This is a genomic window from Arthrobacter sp. 10L424 (genome assembly GCF_056395325.1).
Genome location: NZ_JBFTJH010000001.1, coordinates 191691 through 207750, shown reverse-complemented (window position 1 = coordinate 207750; position 16060 = coordinate 191691). Strand labels below are relative to the sequence as shown.

The following is a 16060-nucleotide window of genomic DNA, read 5'->3' as shown; positions in this document are numbered from 1 at the left end:
CGGGAGACCGGTGGCAAGGGGCCACGAGCGGCGAATTCGCGGGAAACGATCGAGGTCGCCGGAAGTTTCCGGCGACCTCGCATGTGTCCGGCGACCCGAAGCAATCAGAGCTCTTTCGGGACGCGCCTAGATCGAGTAGCGCTCGTCCTCGTGGTCCCCCGGGTGATCCTTGACGAGGCCCGCGGCGAGGGTGTTGCCGTCCAGCGGATCGATCACCAGGAACGCGCCGGTGCGCCGGTGGTGCAGATAGTTCTCAAGCGGCAGCGGCGCTGAGAGCCGCAGCTGAGCGTGGCCGATGTCGTTGAGTTCCAGCGCGGAGGTGGGTTCCAGCTGGAAGTTGGCGAGGTCCAGCTTGCCCGTCACGTTCCGGACCAGGGCCTGAACCGTGCGGGTGCCGTGCTTGACCAGCACCTTGGCACCCTCGCGGAGCGGTTTCGGCGAGAGCCAGCACAGGGCGGCGTACAGATCTGCCGATGCTTCCGGTATTCTGCCACCGGCCGGCCCCGCCGCGGCGATCGTGTCACCGCGGGCGACGTCGAACTCATCCGCGAGGCGCAGGGCCACGGACTGCGGGGCTGCCGCCTCGGCGAGCTCGCGGCCGGCGAAGTCGATCCCGGTGACGGTGGTGCTGCGCGGGGCCTGACCCGGGGTCAGGATGCTGACTTGGTCCCCTACCTTCACCGAGCCTTCGGTGATCTGGCCCGCGTAGGCACGGTAGTCGCGGTACGCCTCCGGGTCGAGGCCGCCGGCGACGGCGTCAGGCGCCAGCGCGCCCTGCGGCCGGACCACCAGCTGGACCGGGAAGCGGAAGCTCTCCAGGTGGCTTTCGAGTTCGTCCGCGGCCGGCAGCGTCTCCAGAACTTCCAGCAGCGCAGGGCCGTCGTACCAGGGTGTGCGGTCCGAGCGGTCCACGACGTTGTCGCCGTCGAGCGCGGACACCGGAACCACCAGCAGGTCGCTGATCCCGTCAGAGCCCAGGCCCAGCTCGCGGCCGACCTGCTGGACGTCCGCCTCGATCTCGCGGAAAACGTCCTCGCTGAAGTCCACCAGGTCGATCTTGTTCACGGCGACGATCACGTGCGCCACGCGCAGCAGCTGCAGCACGGACAGGTGCCGGCGGGTCTGCTCCAGGACACCCTTGCGGGCGTCAATGAGCACGACGACGGCGTCCGCCGTCGACGCACCGGTGACCGTGTTCTTGGTGTACTGCACGTGCCCGGGGCAGTCCGCGAGGATAAAGCTGCGGCGGTCCGTGGCGAAGTAGCGGTAGGCGACGTCGATGGTGATGCCCTGTTCCCGCTCGGCGCGCAGGCCGTCGGTCAGCAGGGCCAGGTCGATCCCGCCAGCCGATCCCCCGAAACCGCGGTCCGCCGAGGTGCGGGCGACGGCGTCGAGCTGGTCGGCGAGGATCGCCTTGGAGTCGTGCAGGAGCCGGCCCACCAGGGTGGACTTGCCGTCGTCGACGGATCCGGCGGTCGCGAAGCGAAACAGGGAAGCGTGGGCGAGCGGGGCCTCGTCGAGCAGGGCAGCCGCGCGGGCGGTGTCGATGTCGGTGCTCATTAGAAATAGCCGTCCTTCTTGCGGTCTTCCATGGCGGCCTCGGAGATGCGGTCATCGGCCCGGGTGGCGCCACGTTCGGTGATGGTCGAGGCGGCAACTTCGATGACGACGTCGCGCACGCTGGCGGCGGCCGATTCGACGGCGCCCGTGCAGGACATGTCGCCGACGGTCCGGTAGCGCACGGTCTTGGTGATGACCTGCTCGTTGTCGCGGGGCTGGGAGACCTCTCCGACTGCGCGCCACATGCCGTCGCGGGCGAAAACCTCGCGGTCGTGGGCGTAGTAGAGGCCGGGCAGTTCGATGCCTTCGCGTTCGATGTAGCGCCACACATCCAGCTCGGTCCAGTTGCTGATCGGGAACGCCCGGACGTGCTGGCCCACGGTATGCCGGCCGTTGTAGAGGTTCCACAGCTCGGGCCGCTGGTTCCGCGGGTCCCACTGGCCGAACTCGTCGCGCAGGCTCAGGATCCGTTCCTTGGCCCGGGCCTTGTCCTCGTCGCGGCGGCCGCCGCCGAATACGGCGTCGAACTTGTTGCGCTGGATCGCGTCCAGCAGCGGCACGGTCTGCAGCGGGTTGCGCGTGCCATCGGCCCGCTCGGCCAGCTCGCCGGAGTCAATGAACTCCTGCACCGACCCGACGACGAGCCTGAGCCCCAGCCGCTCCACAGTCCGGTCACGGAACTCGATAACCTCAGGAAAGTTGTGCCCGGTGTCCACGTGCAGCACCGGGAACGGCACCTTCCCCGGCCAGAAGGCCTTCGTGGCCAGGTGCAGCATCACCACAGAATCCTTGCCGCCGGAAAACAGCAGCGCAGGCTTCTCAAACTCGGCAACAACCTCGCGGATGATGTGAATCGCCTCAGACTCAAGGGTGTCCAGGCTGGAAAGGCGTGCCGGCGCCGAGACGCTCAGGCGACCCGACTGCAGAGCCGCAGCGGCAGATGCCGCCCCGGGAGTGGCATCGGGCCTTCCGTAGCTGGACGGCATGCTGCTTGCAGCATTGCCGTCCCGCGAAGGGGCGGGGGCGGCATCTGCCGCGGAGGCGTAGCCGGCCGTCGTCGTCGTCGTGGTCAAGTTGCTCATACGTGTAGTCCGCATTCTGTCTTGTCGGTTCCTGCCCAGCGTCCGGCGCGGGGATCGTCGCCGGGCGCTACCTTGCGGGTGCAGGGCTGGCAGCCAATGGACGGGTAGCCCTGTGAAAGCAGCGGGTTGACGGGGAGGAGGTTGTCGTCGGAGTACTGGACCAGCTGGTCGAAGCTCCAGGCCGCGACCGGGTTGACCTTGACCAGGCCGTTGGTTTCGTCCCAGGTGACCAGCGGGGTGTTGGTGCGGGTGGGGGCCTCGTCGCGGCGGACGCCGGTGAACCAGAGTTCGTAACCGGCGAGGGTGCGGCGCAGCGGGGCCACCTTGCGCAGCGCGCAGCACTGGGCGGGGTCGCGGGCGAAGAGGTCCTTGCCGAGGAGCCGGTCCTGCTGCTCCACGGTGTTCTCCGGCAGCACGTCGACGACGTTGACGTGCAGATTCGCGGCGACCTCGTCGCGGGTCGTGTGGGTTTCGGGGAAGTGGTAGCCGGTCTCCAGGAAAAGCACGTCGACGCCGGGGAGCTGGTCCGCGACGAGCGCCGGAAGGACAGCATCAGCCATGGAGCAGGCGACGGCTACCGCCGGGAGATCGAAGTTGCGCGCCACCCAGGCGATCACCTCGCGGGCCGGGGCGTCCCAGCCGAGCTCGGCGGCTCCGGCCTCGGCGAGGACCTTCAGCTCGTCGTGGGTGCGGAGGGCGACAGTCACTGCAGATCACCCTCGTCGGCCGCGAACGCCCATTCGGCGAAGGTCTGGCCCTCGGTGTGGTCGGCCACGAACTTCCGCACCACACGCTCCACATAGTCGGGCAGGTCTTCGGCCGTGACCTTAAGGCCGCGGACAGTCCGTCCAAGGCCCGCCTCCTCGCGGCTGTCGGAAGCCAGCCCGCCGCCGAGGTGGACCTGGAAACCCGGGGTGGGATCGCCGTCGGGCGTGGGAAGCATCATGCCCTTGAGGCCGATGTCCGCGGTCTGGATCCGGGCGCAGGAGTTGGGGCAGCCGTTGATGTGCAGCGACAGCGCCTGCGGGAGCTGGCTGGTTTCGACGAGGTCGGCGAGGCGGCGTTCCAGCTCGGCGACGGCGGTGGCGGCCGTGACCTTGGTTTCGACGATGGCCAGCTTGCAATATTCGATCCCGGTGCATGCGATGGTGCCGCGGCGGAACACGGACGGCCGGGCCGACAGGCCCAGGGCGTCGAGTTCGGCGACGAGCGGTTCCACGTCGTCCTTGGGCACATCGAGGACCACGAGCTTCTGGTGCGGGGTGGTGCGCAGCCGCTGGGAGCCGCGGGCCTCGAGGGTGTCCGCGAGCTTGACGAGCTGGCTGCCGGAGAGCCGTCCGGCCAGCGGGGTGGCGCCGATGAAGAACTTGCCGTCCTTCTGCTCGTGCACGCCGATGTGGTCGCCCGGGGTGGTGGGCTTGGGGGCGGCCGGGCCGTCGTCGAGCTTGTAGCCGAGATATTCGTCCTCGAGGACCTGGCGGAACTTCACCGGCCCCCAGTCGGCCAGCAGGAACTTCAGGCGGGCCTTGGTACGCATGCGCCGGTAGCCGTAGTCGCGGAAGATGCTGGTGACGCCGAGCCACACGTCGGCGGCCTGGTCGGGGCGGACGAAGGCGCCGAGGCGCTTGCCCAGCATGGGGTTCGTGGAGAGCGCGCCGCCCACCCAGAGGTCGTAGCCGATGCCAAGTTCGGGGTGGACCAGGCCCACTAGGGCGACGTCGTTGATCTCGTGGACCACGTCCTGGCTGGGGTGGCCGGTGATGGCGGTCTTGAATTTGCGCGGCAGGTTGGCCAGTTCCGGGTCACCGATGAACCGCTCGGCGAGCTCGTGGATCAGCGGTGTGGGGTCGATGATCTCGTCCTTGGCGATGCCGGCGACCGGGGAGCCGAGGATGACGCGGGGGACATCGCCGCAGGCTTCCGTGGTGGACAGGTCCACCGACTCGAGCCGGCGCCAGATCTCCGGCACGTCCTCGACCCGGATCCAGTGCAGCTGGATGTTCTGGCGGTCGGTGAGGTCTGCCGAGTCACGGGCGAAGTCGATGGAGATCTGGCCGATGACGCGCAGCTGCTCGGTGGTGAGGGCGCCACCGTCGATCCTGACGCGCAGCATAAAGTACTTGTCTTCGAGCTCGTGCGGCTCGAGCGTGGCGGTCTTGCCGCCGTCGATCCCGGGTTTGCGCTGGGTGTAGAGGCCCCACCAGCGGAAACGGCCGTGCAGGTCGGTGCCGTCGATCGAGTCGAAGCCATGCTTGGAGTAGACAGACTCGATGCGCTCGCGAACGTTGAGGCCGTTGTCCTCCTGCTTCCAGGTTTCGTTGGCGTTCAGCGGGGCGGTGCCGTCCACTTTCCACTGCCCGTGCGGCTTTGCGGCGGGGCGGGAGGTGGGGCGCTTGGTGCGGCCTGGGGCAGCCTGGTCCGGGGACGCTCCGGCTAGAGCTGTATCAGTCATGGATCGACTGTAGGGGTGGCTGTAATGCCGTCACAAAGGGTCGGAAACGCGAGGTCACCTAGGGCAATAAATCGTCACAAGGCATCGGCGAGCCTTGAAGTGGCGGGGGTGGTGTGCTTGCGGCGACCGCCGTCAGCCGCCCGTTGCGAGGGCGTTCAGCCTCCCGCCGCGCCGGTGTTCAGGCGCCCGCCACGCGGGCTGCGTCGTAGCGTTCCAGCGCGATTTCGGCGAGCACCGGTGACGGCAGCAACGGCGCCGTGACGAGGTCCGCGCCGGCCTTGGCGAGCTGGTCGTGGAAGAAGCCGGGGGCCAGCAGGTAGGCGGCGATGACCACCCGGCCGCCCAGATCGACTCCCCCCGCCGACTCCCCCGCACCGGCGCCGCCGGCGGCCTCCTCCCGGAGCATGGCGACGGCGTCGGGCACAGAAGGCTTAGCCGACGCGCCGTACGCTGCCACGATCCGGTTGGAACGCAGCGCGCGGAGCTGGCCCGCGAGTTCCTCGACATTCTGCGCGGCGGTGGGGTCGGAGGAACCGGCAGCGGCGAGGATCACGGCGTCGTTGTCGGTCACGCCGGCTTCGCGGAGACGCTGGTCCAGCAGGGCCGCGAGTCTCGGATCCGGCCCCAGCGGAGCGGCGGCGCGGGTGTCCGGCCGGCTCTTGACGGCACGGGCGATGTCCACCTTGACGTGGTAGCCCACGCTGAGCAGCAGCGGAACGACGACGGCGGACTCCCCCGCCGCCAGGCCCGCGACGACGGCGGGCAGCTCGGGGTCCTGAACGTCGACATAGGCCTCGCGGACATCCAGACCCGGCCGCAGCACGGCGATCCCGGCGCGCAGCGCATTGACTTCGGCAGCACCCTCGGCGCTCGAGGTGCCGTGGGCGCAGGCGATCAGGATGGGGCTATTCATAGCCGTTAGCGTAACCTTGGAGCCGCCCCATCCGCCCCTCGAGATTCGACCGGGACGCTCCATGACTTTTTCCTTTAGCGCCGTCCTGATCTGGCTGGACCTGGCCGGCGTCTTCTTCTTCGCCGTGTCAGGGTCCCTGCTCGCGGCGCGGAAACAGTTCGACATCATCGGCTCGCTGCTGCTGGCCTCGGTGGTCAGCCTGGGCGGCGGCGTCATCCGCGACATCATCATCAACGCGGGTCCGCCCACGGCCTTCATCAACCCGGCCTACCTGGCGCCGCCGCTGCTCGCCACGGTGCTGGTGTATTTCCTGTTCTCCAGCGTCCAGCGCTTCACCTCCCTGCTGGTCCTGTTCGACGCCGGCGGCCTGGCCCTGTTCTGCATCACCGGGTCCCTCAAGGCAATAGCGGCCGGGATGAACCCCATTGCGGCGGTGCTCCTCGGGGTCACGACCGCGGTGGGCGGCGGCCTGCTGCGGGACATTACCGCCAATGAGGTGCCGCAGCTGTTCGACCCGAAGGATCTGTATGCGCTGCCGGCGTTCGCGGGGGCGGCCCTGACGGTGGTGCTGTCCGTCACCGGCACCTTCAACGCGGTCACCGCGGGTGCCGTGGCTGCCGTCGTTTTCGCCTTCCGGGTCACTGCGTGGCGGCGCAAATGGCACGTTCCGCTGGCCGTCCGCGGCTGGCACCGGCTCGGCCTGAACACCGGGGATGACGGGACCAAGGATTAGCTAGGATAAGAACCATGACTGACATGTTCCTCGAGAAGTTCCGCGCGCTTGTTCCGAAGTATCTCGAAGACGAATGGCAGGAAGAGGATGGACTCCCGGCCGACGAGCTGGATGCGGCCCTCGCCGAGCACCAGTTCCAGGTGCCGCTGGCATTGCGGGAGTTCTACCTCGCGGTCGGCGGCTGCGAGGACATCATGGAGGCGTACCACTACTTCTGGGACCCCGAAGAGCTCGAGGTCGATGACGAAGGCTTCCTCATGTTCCTCGAGGACGAGGAAGAACAGTTCACCTGGGGCTTCCGGGTCGGCGACCTCAGCGTTCCGGACCCGATCGTGTACCGCCGCAACAACGCCCGCGCCCAGTGGAAGAGCGAGGAAGGAACCTTCTCCGAGTTCGTCTTCGACATGTTCGAATGGGCGTTCAACGACGAGGACGAGGACTAACGCAGGCTCCGATCCTCCCCGTCCGCCGATCCTCCCCATGTTTGGCGGCCAGGAGCCCACGCCACCTGGGCATGGGCGGTCCGGGGGCACATTGACACGGACACGCCGCCGTCAGGCCCGGGAATCCCCTGGTTAGGTCTCAAAGTAGCCCTCGACGGCGGGCGCACCCTGCCCGTCACGGCTGGAAGCCACCTCGACGCCGCTGCTCCAGCACCGCGCGGACCTGGGCGAGCATCTGCTCGGGGTGGTGAACCACCACGTCGTAGCCGAATCTGAGGACCAGATAGCCCCCGACGACGCTGGCATTGTTTCGCCGGCGGTCCTTCTTGACCTGCCGCGGCTCCAGATGCGCCTCGCCGTCGATCTCGACAATGAGGCAGTCCTCGACGAGGAAGTCCACCTCCCCCACACCCGAAATCTCCACATGTCTCCGGACGTGGAGCCCGGCCCGGCTAAAAGCCGTGTTGGCGAGAACTTCCAGCAGCGAGTCGGCCCGGGGAATGACCAGATCCAGCACGGACCTGGCGCGGGCGTTGCGGTTGCCTCCGAGTTTGCCCCGGACAAACGGCAGGCTGATGTCCCCGCGGCCCACAGCGCACTGGACCATGACGAGGGCTTCCAGTTCCGGCAGACAGTGCAATGCATGGATCAGGACGTCGGCCAGTCCGGCGACAGGAAGCCACGGATGCCTGGGATGCCGGCAGCTTCCATGTGCCACGGAGCCGGGCGGCGTTGCCCGGTGCCCGACGCAGAGATGGAGACACTGGGCCGGCACCAGCGTCCACAAGCCGTAGCTCGGCGCGGCAGAGACACACGTGAGTTTGGCTCCCAGTTCACGGGCGGCGCGGTGGGCGCTGGCGTCCTGCAGCAGGCCGTAGTGCCCCCGACGAATCCTCACCATGGTGCCCTCGGCCACGGCCCTGTTCAGCTGGCTGCGGCCGAATCCGGCGCGGGCAAGGTCAGCAGTGCTCGCCGTACCGCCCCGTGCCGCCAGAAAAGTGGCAATGTTCATGGCGCCACTGTGCCTTGTCGGGAGCCGGCGGAGCCCTCCCCGGCTGTGTCATGTGGATAACCCCAGCCCCGCCCAGGCGCACTTAGACACGGACACGCCGCGGCGCAGCCGAGGAAACAGCCCGCACCGCGGCGAAGTGCCCCCGAAACGCGCCCAGCCCAATCATGAAAACCCGTGACAATAAATTTACAGCCAGCCTAGACAGCGTGACATTTCTGTCATAAGCTCAGTCATGGGTTCACTAAATGCCTCCGGTGGATCTGATGCGAACGGAGAAATGGCCCCGGTTCCGCACAACGGATGACTCGAAACGTTGTGAGGAACCGGGGCCATTCCGTTTAAGACTGGCAGCCCCGCCGGCGTACAGCCGAAGGCAATTATCAGCTGGCGCGGTCCACCACGGCCAGCGCGAAGTTGGTCAGCGAGTCCTTCACCACTCCTTCGGGCAGCGGCGCGAGGGCGGCAATCGCCTCATCGGCCCAGGCGCGGGCCACCACCCAGGATTCGGCCGTGACCGGGTGCTCCCGCAGGCCGGCGACGGCGGCCGCGAGGGCCTCATCGGAGCTGAGGTCACCGTCGATGAGCTTCAGGAGTTCGACGGCGGTCAGGTCCCCGTCGCGGGCGGCGTTGCGCAACAGCAGCACGGGCAGCGTCGGAACACCCTCACGCAGGTCGGTGCCCGGGGACTTGCCGGACTTGACCTTGACGCCGGTGACGTCGATGACGTCGTCGGCGAGCTGGAAGGCGACGCCCACCTTTTCGCCATACTCGACCAGCATCGGCTCGTAGGCTTCATCGGCGCCGGAGAAGATCGCGCCGAGCTGTCCGGAGGCCGCCACCAGCGAACCGGTCTTGTCGGCGATGACGGACAGGTAGTGCTCCACCGGATCCTCATCCGGGCGCGGCCCCACGGTTTCGTGCAGCTGGCCCAGGCACAGCCGCTCAAAGGTGCGCGCCTGGATGCCCAGGGCACGGGAGCCGAGTTCGGAAACCAGGATGGAAGCCCGGGCAAAAATCAGGTCGCCGGTCAGCACCGCGACGGAGTTCCCCCAGACCTCGTGCGCCGTGGGGGCGCCGCGGCGGAACGGCGCGGAGTCCATCACGTCGTCGTGATAGAGCGTCGCCAGGTGCGTCAGCTCAACGACGACGGCGGCCTGCACCACGGCGGGCAGCGAGGCGTCGCCCAGGTGGGCACAGAGCAGGGTCAGGAGGGGGCGGATGCGCTTGCCGCCCGCTTCCACGAGGTGGCGCGACGTCGCGTCAGCCAGCGGATCCGAGTTGGCAATGGCCTCGCGGAGCTTCTTCTCCACACGGGCCAGGTTCGTGGTGATGGCGGGCCCCAGTTCGGGGTCCCCCGCGATCGCGGCGAAGCCGGCCGGCAGCTGCAATCCGGTGGCGATGGCGGTGGTGTTGAGGTCGGGCTCAGAGCTCGGCAGGCCGTGTCCGGCGTGCGTCCAGCTTTGGTCTGCAGAGTTGGTCACGGGTTAACCCTAACTTTTGTTGCGGAATCCGCGGAGTTGGCGCTGGAGTGCGAAGTGCCGTGCGTGCCGGACGGGCCCTGGTTGGACGTCGCCGGGACCAGCGATTCCAGGACCCGGATGACGCGGTCCTCGAAGCCCTTGGCCGCGGGATCGGTCAGGTTGGCCAGCAACCGGACCACGAACCGCATGAGCACAGGAATGGGCATGCCCGTCCGGAGAGCCAGTTTCATCACGGCCGGCTTCCCGATCAGGGCGGCGAAGGCGCGTCCCAGGGTGAAGTGCGACCCCCACTGGTCCCGCACGTAGTCCGCGTACCCTGCAAGCCGGGCATCGGCGTCGGAAGCGCTCCACCCGCCGGAGGCAGAACCGGACGCGGAAAGAGAAGCGGAACGGGACGAAGCGTCGATAATGAACTCGGCCGCGAAACGGGCGGACTCCATGGCGTAGGAGATGCCCTCGCCGTTGAACGGGGAGACCATGCCGCCGGCGTCGCCGAGCAGCAGCAGCCCGGGCGAATAGTGCGGGGTGCGGTTGAAGCCCATGGGCAGCGCGGCGCCGCGGATCTCGCCCACCTGGTTCTCCGGGGTGAAGCCCCATTCGGCGGGCATGCCGGCGGTCCATTCGCGCAGGACCTGCTTGTAATCCAGCTTGCCGAATTCCTTTGAGGAGTTCAGGATGCCGAGGCCCACGTTGGAAGTACCGTCGCCGACGCCGAACACCCAGCCGTAGCCGGGCAGCAGTTTGCCGTCGCGGCCGGGGAGCTCCAGCCAGCCCTCCATCCAGTCATCATCGTGCCGCGGCGAGGTGAAGTAGGTGCGGACGGCGACGCCGAGCGGGCGGTCGTCGCGCTTCCGGATACCGAGCGACACCGCGGTGCGGGTCGAGTTGCCGTCCGCCGCGAGGACGACGTCGGCGGGAAAGTCGCGGGTTTCGCCGGTCTTTCGCCCGGCGTCGTCGAGCAGCGCGGCCCGGACCCCGGTGACGCGGCCGTCGTCGGAGCGCAGTGCCTCGGTGACGCTGTGGCGTTCCAGCACGACGGCGCCCGCGGACCCGGCGTGCTGCGCCAGTTCCTCGTCGAAGCCGAGCCGGGTCCGGATCAGCCCGTACTGCGGGAAATCGGAGACCTCGGGCCAGGGAAGTTCGATGCTGCGGCCGCCGGCCAGCAGGCGCAGGCCCTTGTTGCGGCGCCAGCCCTCGGCTTCGGGGTGCGGCAGGCCGAGCTTCTGGATCTCGCGGACGGCGCGGGGAGTGAGTCCGTCGCCGCAGACCTTTTCACGGGGAAAGCTGGTCTTTTCCAGCACCGTGACGTCGATGCCTGCCCTGGCCAGGTAGTAGGCGGCAGTGGATCCGGCCGGACCGGCTCCGACGATCAGTACTTTCACGGCAGCGACGAACTAACGCGCGGGCCGGGTGTTGCGGCGCAGCCTCGCCACCGGTCCGGTGTGGGCGGCCAGGGCTGCTGCGCCCGCGGCGGGGCCGGACTCCGTTCCGGGCTTCACAGCCCGGTGCACGGCGACGATGCCGCCGCTGAGGTTGCGGTAGGTGACGCTCTCCCAGCCGGCCTCCTGCAGCCAGGCCGCGAGGTGGTCCTGGTCCGGCCAGGCGCGGATGGACTCGGCGAGGTAGACGTAGGCATCCGGGTTCGAGGAGACCTTGACGGCGATCGCGGGCAGCGCGCGCATGAGGTATTCCGTGTACATGGTGCGCCACAGCGGCACCACGGGCTGGGAGAACTCGGCGATGACCAGCTTGCCGCCGGGCTTGGTGACCCGCAGCATTTCGGCGAGGGCCTTTTTCGGCTCGTTGACGTTGCGCAGGCCAAAGGAGATGGTGCTGGCATCGAAGGTGTTGTCCGCGAACGGCAGGCGGGTGGCGTCACCGGCGATGAAATCGATGTCGGGGCGGCGGCGCTTGCCGACCTTAAGCATGCCGAGCGAGAAATCGCAGGCGATCACGTCGATGCCGGCGTCGGCATACGGTTCGCTGGAGGTGCCCGTGCCGGCCGCGAGGTCGAGCACCCGCTGGCCCGCCTTCACATCCATGGCTTCGACGACGACCTTGCGCCAACGCCGTGTCTGCCCCATCGACAGGACATCGTTGACGACGTCGTATTTGGGGGCGACGTCGTCAAACATCGTGGCTACTTCGTCCGGACGCTTATCCAAGGATGCTCGGTTCACCCTGTCATTGTCTCAAATGTTCGGCACACCCACGAACCACGCCCTGAGCAGGGCCTCCGGCGGGTCGGGAGTAGGGTTAGTCTCACTATGACCAGCGCGCCCCGTACCAGAATTATCAGGACACTGACAGTCCCCCTCGATGCAGAATCATTTCCCGGGGGGCTGCCGTCGTTTCTGGTCCGCGACGACCTACTCTGCTGGACCCGCCGCGAAGCGGGCCTGGTCGGTTTCGGCGAGGTGGCCCGGTTCACCGCCACAGGACCCGAGCGCTTCCTCGAGGCGGACATCTGGTGGCGACACCTGGTCCTCGAAGCCGAGATCGAGGACGCCGTGGAGTGGCCCGGCACCGGCCCGGTCGCCTTCGGCTCCTTCGCCTTCTCCAAAGCCTCCGCGCATGAGTCGCGGCTGATCGTCCCGGAAATCGTCGTGGGGCTCCGTGGCGGCGAGGCCTGGCTCACCCAGCTGACGTTCGACGACGTCGAACTCACCGCAGCGGGCGCCCGCGCCGCACTGGACCGCTGGCTTGGCAGCGGCGGGGCCGTAGCCGGTGCCCGTGCTGGTGCGGGCGGCACCGTACCGGACGGCCCGACGCCGGAAGCCGGCGCAGGTGCCGCTGCCGCACAGGCGGGCAGCGCCGTCGTCCGCCCTGTGACGTTGGCCGCCGGGGCAACGCTGCGCACCGGGTCGCTGAGCGAGGAAGCCTGGATGGCCGCCGTCGCCGCCGGCGTCGAAGAGATCCGGGCCGGTGCCCTCGAGAAGCTGGTACTGGCGCGGGACATCGTGGCCACCCTCCCCACCGGCGTCAATGCCGCCCAGGTGCTGCGCGAACTGTCGGCCCGGTACCGCGAATGCTGGACCTACGGCGTCGACGGGCTGGTGGGCGCCACTCCGGAGATGCTGATCCAGGTGGAGGGGCGCACCGCGCAGGCCCGCGTCCTGGCCGGCACCCTGGACCGCCGCGACGCCGACGGCATGGCGGGCTCGCCGCTGGAGTTCGCCGAGCGGGTGCTGGCGGGGTCCGAGAAGCAGCGGCACGAACACGACATCGCCATCCAGTCGCTGACCACCCAGCTGGCGCCGTTCTCGGAGGCGATGAACGCGCACAGCGAACCGTTCATCCTGGAGCTCCCGAACGTCTGGCACCTCGCCTCGGACGTGAAGGCCGAGCTGACCGAGGTCGAGGGCCATGTGCCCACGTGCCTCGCCCTGATTAACGCCCTGCATCCCACGGCGGCGGTCTGCGGCACGCCGACCACCGTGGCGGGCGCCCTGATCCGCAAGCTGGAGCACCTGGACCGCGGGCCCTACGCCGGGCCGGTCGGCTGGCTGGACGCCGCCGGCAACGGGGAATGGGGCATCGCGCTGCGCGGCGCCGTCATCGAGTCCCCGGAGACGGTGCGGCTGTACGCTGGCTGCGGCGTCGTCGAGGGCTCCGTGCCCGAAGCCGAGCTCGCCGAGACATGGGCGAAGTTCCGGCCGATGCTGGAGTCCCTCGGCATCAACAGCTAGAGTCCGGGATAAGAGACACTGCAGGCCCGGCGGACCTTGCGCTAGTCTCGACATTAGTTATCCAATGGTGAAACAAAGTTTCCTGTGATGCACATCTCGTTTTCGGCGATACACTATAAGCCGTTTAAGTCACGCCTGCTCCTGCAATAACCTGCAACAAAAGGGAAGAAACCATGCAGCTCAAGTCCCTCGCCACGGCAAAGTTGTCCGCCAAGGCAGCCGCAATCCTCGCCGTCGGCGCTCTCACGCTCACGGCCTGTGGCGGCAGTTCCACCCCCGCAGCCTCCTCCGAGGGCGGCGTGCAGCTCATCACCCCCGGCAAGCTGACCGTTTGCTCGGACGTGCCCTACGAGCCGTTCGAATTCCAGAAGGACGGCAAGATCGTCGGCTTCGACATGGACATCGCAGCGGAGGTGGCCAAGGACCTGAAGGCCGAACTCAGCGTTGTGGACAGCTCCTTCGAGGCCATCGAGACCGGTACCGCCCTGACCCAGTGCGACGTCTCGATCTCCTCGATTTCCATCACGGACACCCGCAAGTCGGTCATGGACTTCTCCGACCCGTACCTTGACGACGACCTGACCCTCGTGGCCTCTGTCTCGTCAGGCATCACCAACCTCGAAGGCGCCAAGGGCAAGAAGGTAGGCGTCCAGCAGGCCACCACCGGCGCACAGTACGCCAAGGACAAGGGCCTCGACGCGCAGCAGTTCGAGGACACGGGGCTCCTTGTGCAGGCGCTCAAGGCCGGCACCATCGACGCCGCCCTCGGCAACCAGTCCGTCCTCGGCTACGCCATCAAGGATGACTCCAATTTCAAGCGCGTGGAGAACTTCGCCACCGGTGAAAAGCTGGGCATCGCCATCAAGAAGGGCAACACCGCAATGGCCACCCAGGTCAACGGCACACTCAAGCGCCTGACCGACGACGGCACCATGGCGAAGTTCAAGACCACCTGGTTCGGCGAAACTTCCAAGTAGCCAGCACCCGGCCTGAGACCTACGCAGTTGAGGCCCCGTACCGCTGAACAACAGTCCGTACGGGGCCTCAACTGCGCGAAACGAATGTGAGAACACCATGGCAATGACCGCACGTCAACGAGCCAGAGTCAGCCTGTACGTCCAGGCGGGGATCTTTGTGGTGGCTGTGATCGCCCTGATCCTGGCCACGGACTGGAAGACCATCAGCAACAGCGTCTTCAACTTCGCCAAGATTGGCCCGATGTTCCCGGACATCATCCTGGTGGGCCTCAAGAACACCCTGATCTACACGGCCCTCGGCTTCATCGTGGGCCTGTCCGGCGGCCTGCTGCTGGCCCTCATGAAGCTCTCCTCCTTCCCGCTGTACCGCTGGATGGCCACCGGCTACATCGAGTTCTTCCGCGGCATCCCGGCCCTGCTGGTCTTCATTGCGTTCGGCTACGGCGTGCCGCTGGCCTTCGGTGTTTCCTGGAACGTGGCCGTGGTGGTCATGGTCTCGCTCGGCATGGTGGCCTCGGCCTATATTGCCGAAACCCTGCGCGCCGGCCTGCAAGCCGTGCCGAAAGGCCAAATGGAGGCCGCCCGGTCGCTCGGAATGCCGCAGTGGCGGGCGATGGTCTCCATCGTCATCCCGCAGGCGTTCCGGATCGTCCTGCCGCCGCTGACCAACGAGGTCATCCTGCTGACCAAGGACTCTTCGCTCATCTACGTGCTGGGCCTCACCGCTTCGCAGTACGAGCTCACGAAGTTCGGCCGCGACGGCATCTCCAGCCTCGGCGCGGGCCTGACGCCGCTCCTGGTCGCCGGCGCCTTCTACCTGGTGATCACCATCCCGCTGAGCCTCTTGGCCCGGAAGTTCGAAAGCCGCTCCGCGCGGACAAAGCGATAGGCAGGACAGTCATGAACGACGTCGTACACAACGCGAATGACCGCAGCGGGGCCGTCAAGGCCGCTGGCGTGTCCATCACGGACCTCCGCAAGTCCTATGGATCCAACGAGGTGCTCAAGGGCATCAGCCTCGAGGTGAAGCCCGGCGAGGTTGTCTGCCTGATCGGCCCGTCCGGCTCCGGCAAGTCCACCCTGCTCCGCTGCGTCAACCTGCTGGAGCAGCCGAACGAGGGCAGCGTCCACGTCGGCGGCTTCGAGGCAACCGACCTGGATGTGGACATCGACAAGATGCGCCGCAAAGTGGGCATGGTCTTCCAGCAGTTCAACCTCTTCCCGCACCTGAGCGCGCTGAAGAACTGCACCATCGCCCAGACCAAGGTGCTCAAGCGCAGCCAGGAGGATGCCGCGGCCGTGGCCATGAAGAACCTGGAGCGTGTGGGCCTCGGGCACCTCGCCGACCGTTTCCCGGACCAGCTCTCCGGCGGCCAGCAGCAGCGTGTGGCCATTGCCCGCGCGCTGAGCATGGACCCCGAGCTGATGCTGTTCGATGAGCCCACCTCGGCCCTGGACCCGGAGACCGTAGGCGATGTCCTGGCCGTCATGCGCAACCTGGCCAAGGAGGGTATGACCATGCTTGTGGTGACCCACGAGATGGGCTTCGCCCGCGAAGTGGCCGACCGCGTGGTGTTCATGGACGGCGGCGTTGTGGTGGAGGAAGGCGTGGCCGAGCGGGTCATCAGCGCCCCCACCCATGCCCGCACCAAGGAATTCCTGCGCCGTGTCCTCGACCCGACGCACATCGACATCGCGGAGTAATCCTTTCGCGCCGA

The 16060-nt window shown here is 67.8% G+C and carries 15 protein-coding genes; 6 read left to right on the top strand and 9 right to left on the bottom strand.

Annotated features, from left to right (window positions below; all coding sequences use genetic code 11):
* Nucleotides 1-126 precede the first annotated feature (126 nt).
* The 5 genes from AC1DC5_RS00965 to AC1DC5_RS00945 all read right to left on the bottom strand — a co-directional run bounded on the left by AC1DC5_RS00965 (nucleotide 127) and on the right by AC1DC5_RS00945 (nucleotide 6007).
* A complete protein-coding gene (locus AC1DC5_RS00965) occupies nucleotides 127-1560 on the bottom strand; it encodes a sulfate adenylyltransferase subunit 1 (protein WP_476863900.1) in 1434 nt (477 codons plus the stop codon).
* Nucleotides 1560-2546, bottom strand: coding sequence for a sulfate adenylyltransferase subunit CysD (cysD, locus tag AC1DC5_RS00960; RefSeq protein WP_476864154.1), 987 nt, complete (start codon nucleotides 2544-2546; stop codon nucleotides 1560-1562). Before cysD ends, AC1DC5_RS00965 begins: the two co-directional genes overlap by 1 nt.
* Nucleotides 2547-2638: 92 nt before the next feature.
* The gene (locus AC1DC5_RS00955) at nucleotides 2639-3349 is read right to left on the bottom strand and encodes a phosphoadenylyl-sulfate reductase (protein ID WP_476863899.1); all 711 of its coding nucleotides are present in this window, start codon (nucleotides 3347-3349) and stop codon (nucleotides 2639-2641) included.
* Nucleotides 3346-5094 (bottom strand): nitrite/sulfite reductase, encoded by a 1749-nt coding sequence (locus AC1DC5_RS00950; protein ID WP_476863898.1) that lies wholly within the window; start codon nucleotides 5092-5094, stop codon nucleotides 3346-3348. Before AC1DC5_RS00950 ends, AC1DC5_RS00955 begins: the two co-directional genes overlap by 4 nt.
* A gap of 178 nt (nucleotides 5095-5272) precedes the next feature.
* Nucleotides 5273-6007 (bottom strand): sirohydrochlorin chelatase, encoded by a 735-nt coding sequence (locus AC1DC5_RS00945; protein WP_476863897.1) that lies wholly within the window; start codon nucleotides 6005-6007, stop codon nucleotides 5273-5275.
* A 61-nt stretch (nucleotides 6008-6068) separates the two neighbouring features.
* Here AC1DC5_RS00945 and AC1DC5_RS00940 point away from each other — a divergent pair, with 61 nt between their 5' ends.
* A complete protein-coding gene (locus AC1DC5_RS00940) occupies nucleotides 6069-6740 on the top strand; it encodes a trimeric intracellular cation channel family protein (protein WP_476863896.1) in 672 nt (223 codons plus the stop codon).
* Between the two features lie 14 nt (nucleotides 6741-6754).
* On the top strand, nucleotides 6755-7183 hold the full coding sequence (locus AC1DC5_RS00935; protein WP_476863895.1) for a hypothetical protein: 429 nt from the start codon (nucleotides 6755-6757) through the stop codon (nucleotides 7181-7183).
* Nucleotides 7184-7358: 175 nt separating this feature from the next.
* Here the strand turns inward: AC1DC5_RS00935 and AC1DC5_RS00930 are convergent, their stop codons facing one another.
* From AC1DC5_RS00930 to AC1DC5_RS00915, 4 genes are all read right to left on the bottom strand, one after another.
* A complete protein-coding gene (locus AC1DC5_RS00930; RefSeq protein ID WP_476863894.1) occupies nucleotides 7359-8195 on the bottom strand; it encodes a DUF559 domain-containing protein in 837 nt (278 codons plus the stop codon).
* Nucleotides 8196-8575: 380 nt separating this feature from the next.
* Nucleotides 8576-9676, bottom strand: coding sequence for a polyprenyl synthetase family protein (locus AC1DC5_RS00925; protein WP_441406712.1), 1101 nt, complete (start codon nucleotides 9674-9676; stop codon nucleotides 8576-8578).
* Complete coding sequence (locus tag AC1DC5_RS00920) at nucleotides 9673-11058, bottom strand: geranylgeranyl reductase family protein (protein WP_476863893.1); 1386 nt, start codon at nucleotides 11056-11058, stop codon at nucleotides 9673-9675. Before AC1DC5_RS00920 ends, AC1DC5_RS00925 begins: the two co-directional genes overlap by 4 nt.
* Nucleotides 11059-11070: 12 nt before the next feature.
* Entirely contained in the window at nucleotides 11071-11856 is a 786-nt protein-coding gene (locus AC1DC5_RS00915) for a demethylmenaquinone methyltransferase (RefSeq protein WP_441406710.1), read from the bottom strand.
* A gap of 87 nt (nucleotides 11857-11943) precedes the next feature.
* On the opposite strand from AC1DC5_RS00915, the gene AC1DC5_RS00910 reads away from it, so the two are divergent.
* The 4 genes from AC1DC5_RS00910 to AC1DC5_RS00895 all read left to right on the top strand — a co-directional run bounded on the left by AC1DC5_RS00910 (nucleotide 11944) and on the right by AC1DC5_RS00895 (nucleotide 16046).
* Nucleotides 11944-13365, top strand: coding sequence for an isochorismate synthase (locus AC1DC5_RS00910; RefSeq protein ID WP_476863892.1), 1422 nt, complete (start codon nucleotides 11944-11946; stop codon nucleotides 13363-13365).
* Between the two features lie 173 nt (nucleotides 13366-13538).
* Nucleotides 13539-14342, top strand: coding sequence for an ABC transporter substrate-binding protein (locus AC1DC5_RS00905; protein WP_441406708.1), 804 nt, complete (start codon nucleotides 13539-13541; stop codon nucleotides 14340-14342).
* A gap of 97 nt (nucleotides 14343-14439) precedes the next feature.
* Nucleotides 14440-15231, top strand: coding sequence for an amino acid ABC transporter permease (locus tag AC1DC5_RS00900; protein WP_441406707.1), 792 nt, complete (start codon nucleotides 14440-14442; stop codon nucleotides 15229-15231).
* Between the two features lie 11 nt (nucleotides 15232-15242).
* Nucleotides 15243-16046, top strand: coding sequence for an amino acid ABC transporter ATP-binding protein (locus tag AC1DC5_RS00895; protein ID WP_441406706.1), 804 nt, complete (start codon nucleotides 15243-15245; stop codon nucleotides 16044-16046).
* Nucleotides 16047-16060 lie beyond the last annotated feature (14 nt).

Coding starts and splice junctions, on each gene's coding strand:
- AC1DC5_RS00965 (WP_476863900.1), bottom strand. CDS start 1,560: ATGAGCACCGACATCGACACCGCCCGCGCGGCTGCCCTGCTCGACGAG.
- AC1DC5_RS00895 (WP_441406706.1), top strand. CDS start 15,243: ATGAACGACGTCGTACACAACGCGAATGACCGCAGCGGGGCCGTCAAG.
- AC1DC5_RS00930 (WP_476863894.1), bottom strand. CDS start 8,195: ATGAACATTGCCACTTTTCTGGCGGCACGGGGCGGTACGGCGAGCACT.
- AC1DC5_RS00935 (WP_476863895.1), top strand. CDS start 6,755: ATGACTGACATGTTCCTCGAGAAGTTCCGCGCGCTTGTTCCGAAGTAT.
- AC1DC5_RS00950 (WP_476863898.1), bottom strand. CDS start 5,094: ATGACTGATACAGCTCTAGCCGGAGCGTCCCCGGACCAGGCTGCCCCA.
- AC1DC5_RS00900 (WP_441406707.1), top strand. CDS start 14,440: ATGGCAATGACCGCACGTCAACGAGCCAGAGTCAGCCTGTACGTCCAG.
- cysD (WP_476864154.1), bottom strand. CDS start 2,546: ATGCCGTCCAGCTACGGAAGGCCCGATGCCACTCCCGGGGCGGCATCT.
- AC1DC5_RS00940 (WP_476863896.1), top strand. CDS start 6,069: ATGACTTTTTCCTTTAGCGCCGTCCTGATCTGGCTGGACCTGGCCGGC.
- AC1DC5_RS00945 (WP_476863897.1), bottom strand. CDS start 6,007: ATGAATAGCCCCATCCTGATCGCCTGCGCCCACGGCACCTCGAGCGCC.
- AC1DC5_RS00905 (WP_441406708.1), top strand. CDS start 13,539: ATGCAGCTCAAGTCCCTCGCCACGGCAAAGTTGTCCGCCAAGGCAGCC.
- AC1DC5_RS00910 (WP_476863892.1), top strand. CDS start 11,944: ATGACCAGCGCGCCCCGTACCAGAATTATCAGGACACTGACAGTCCCC.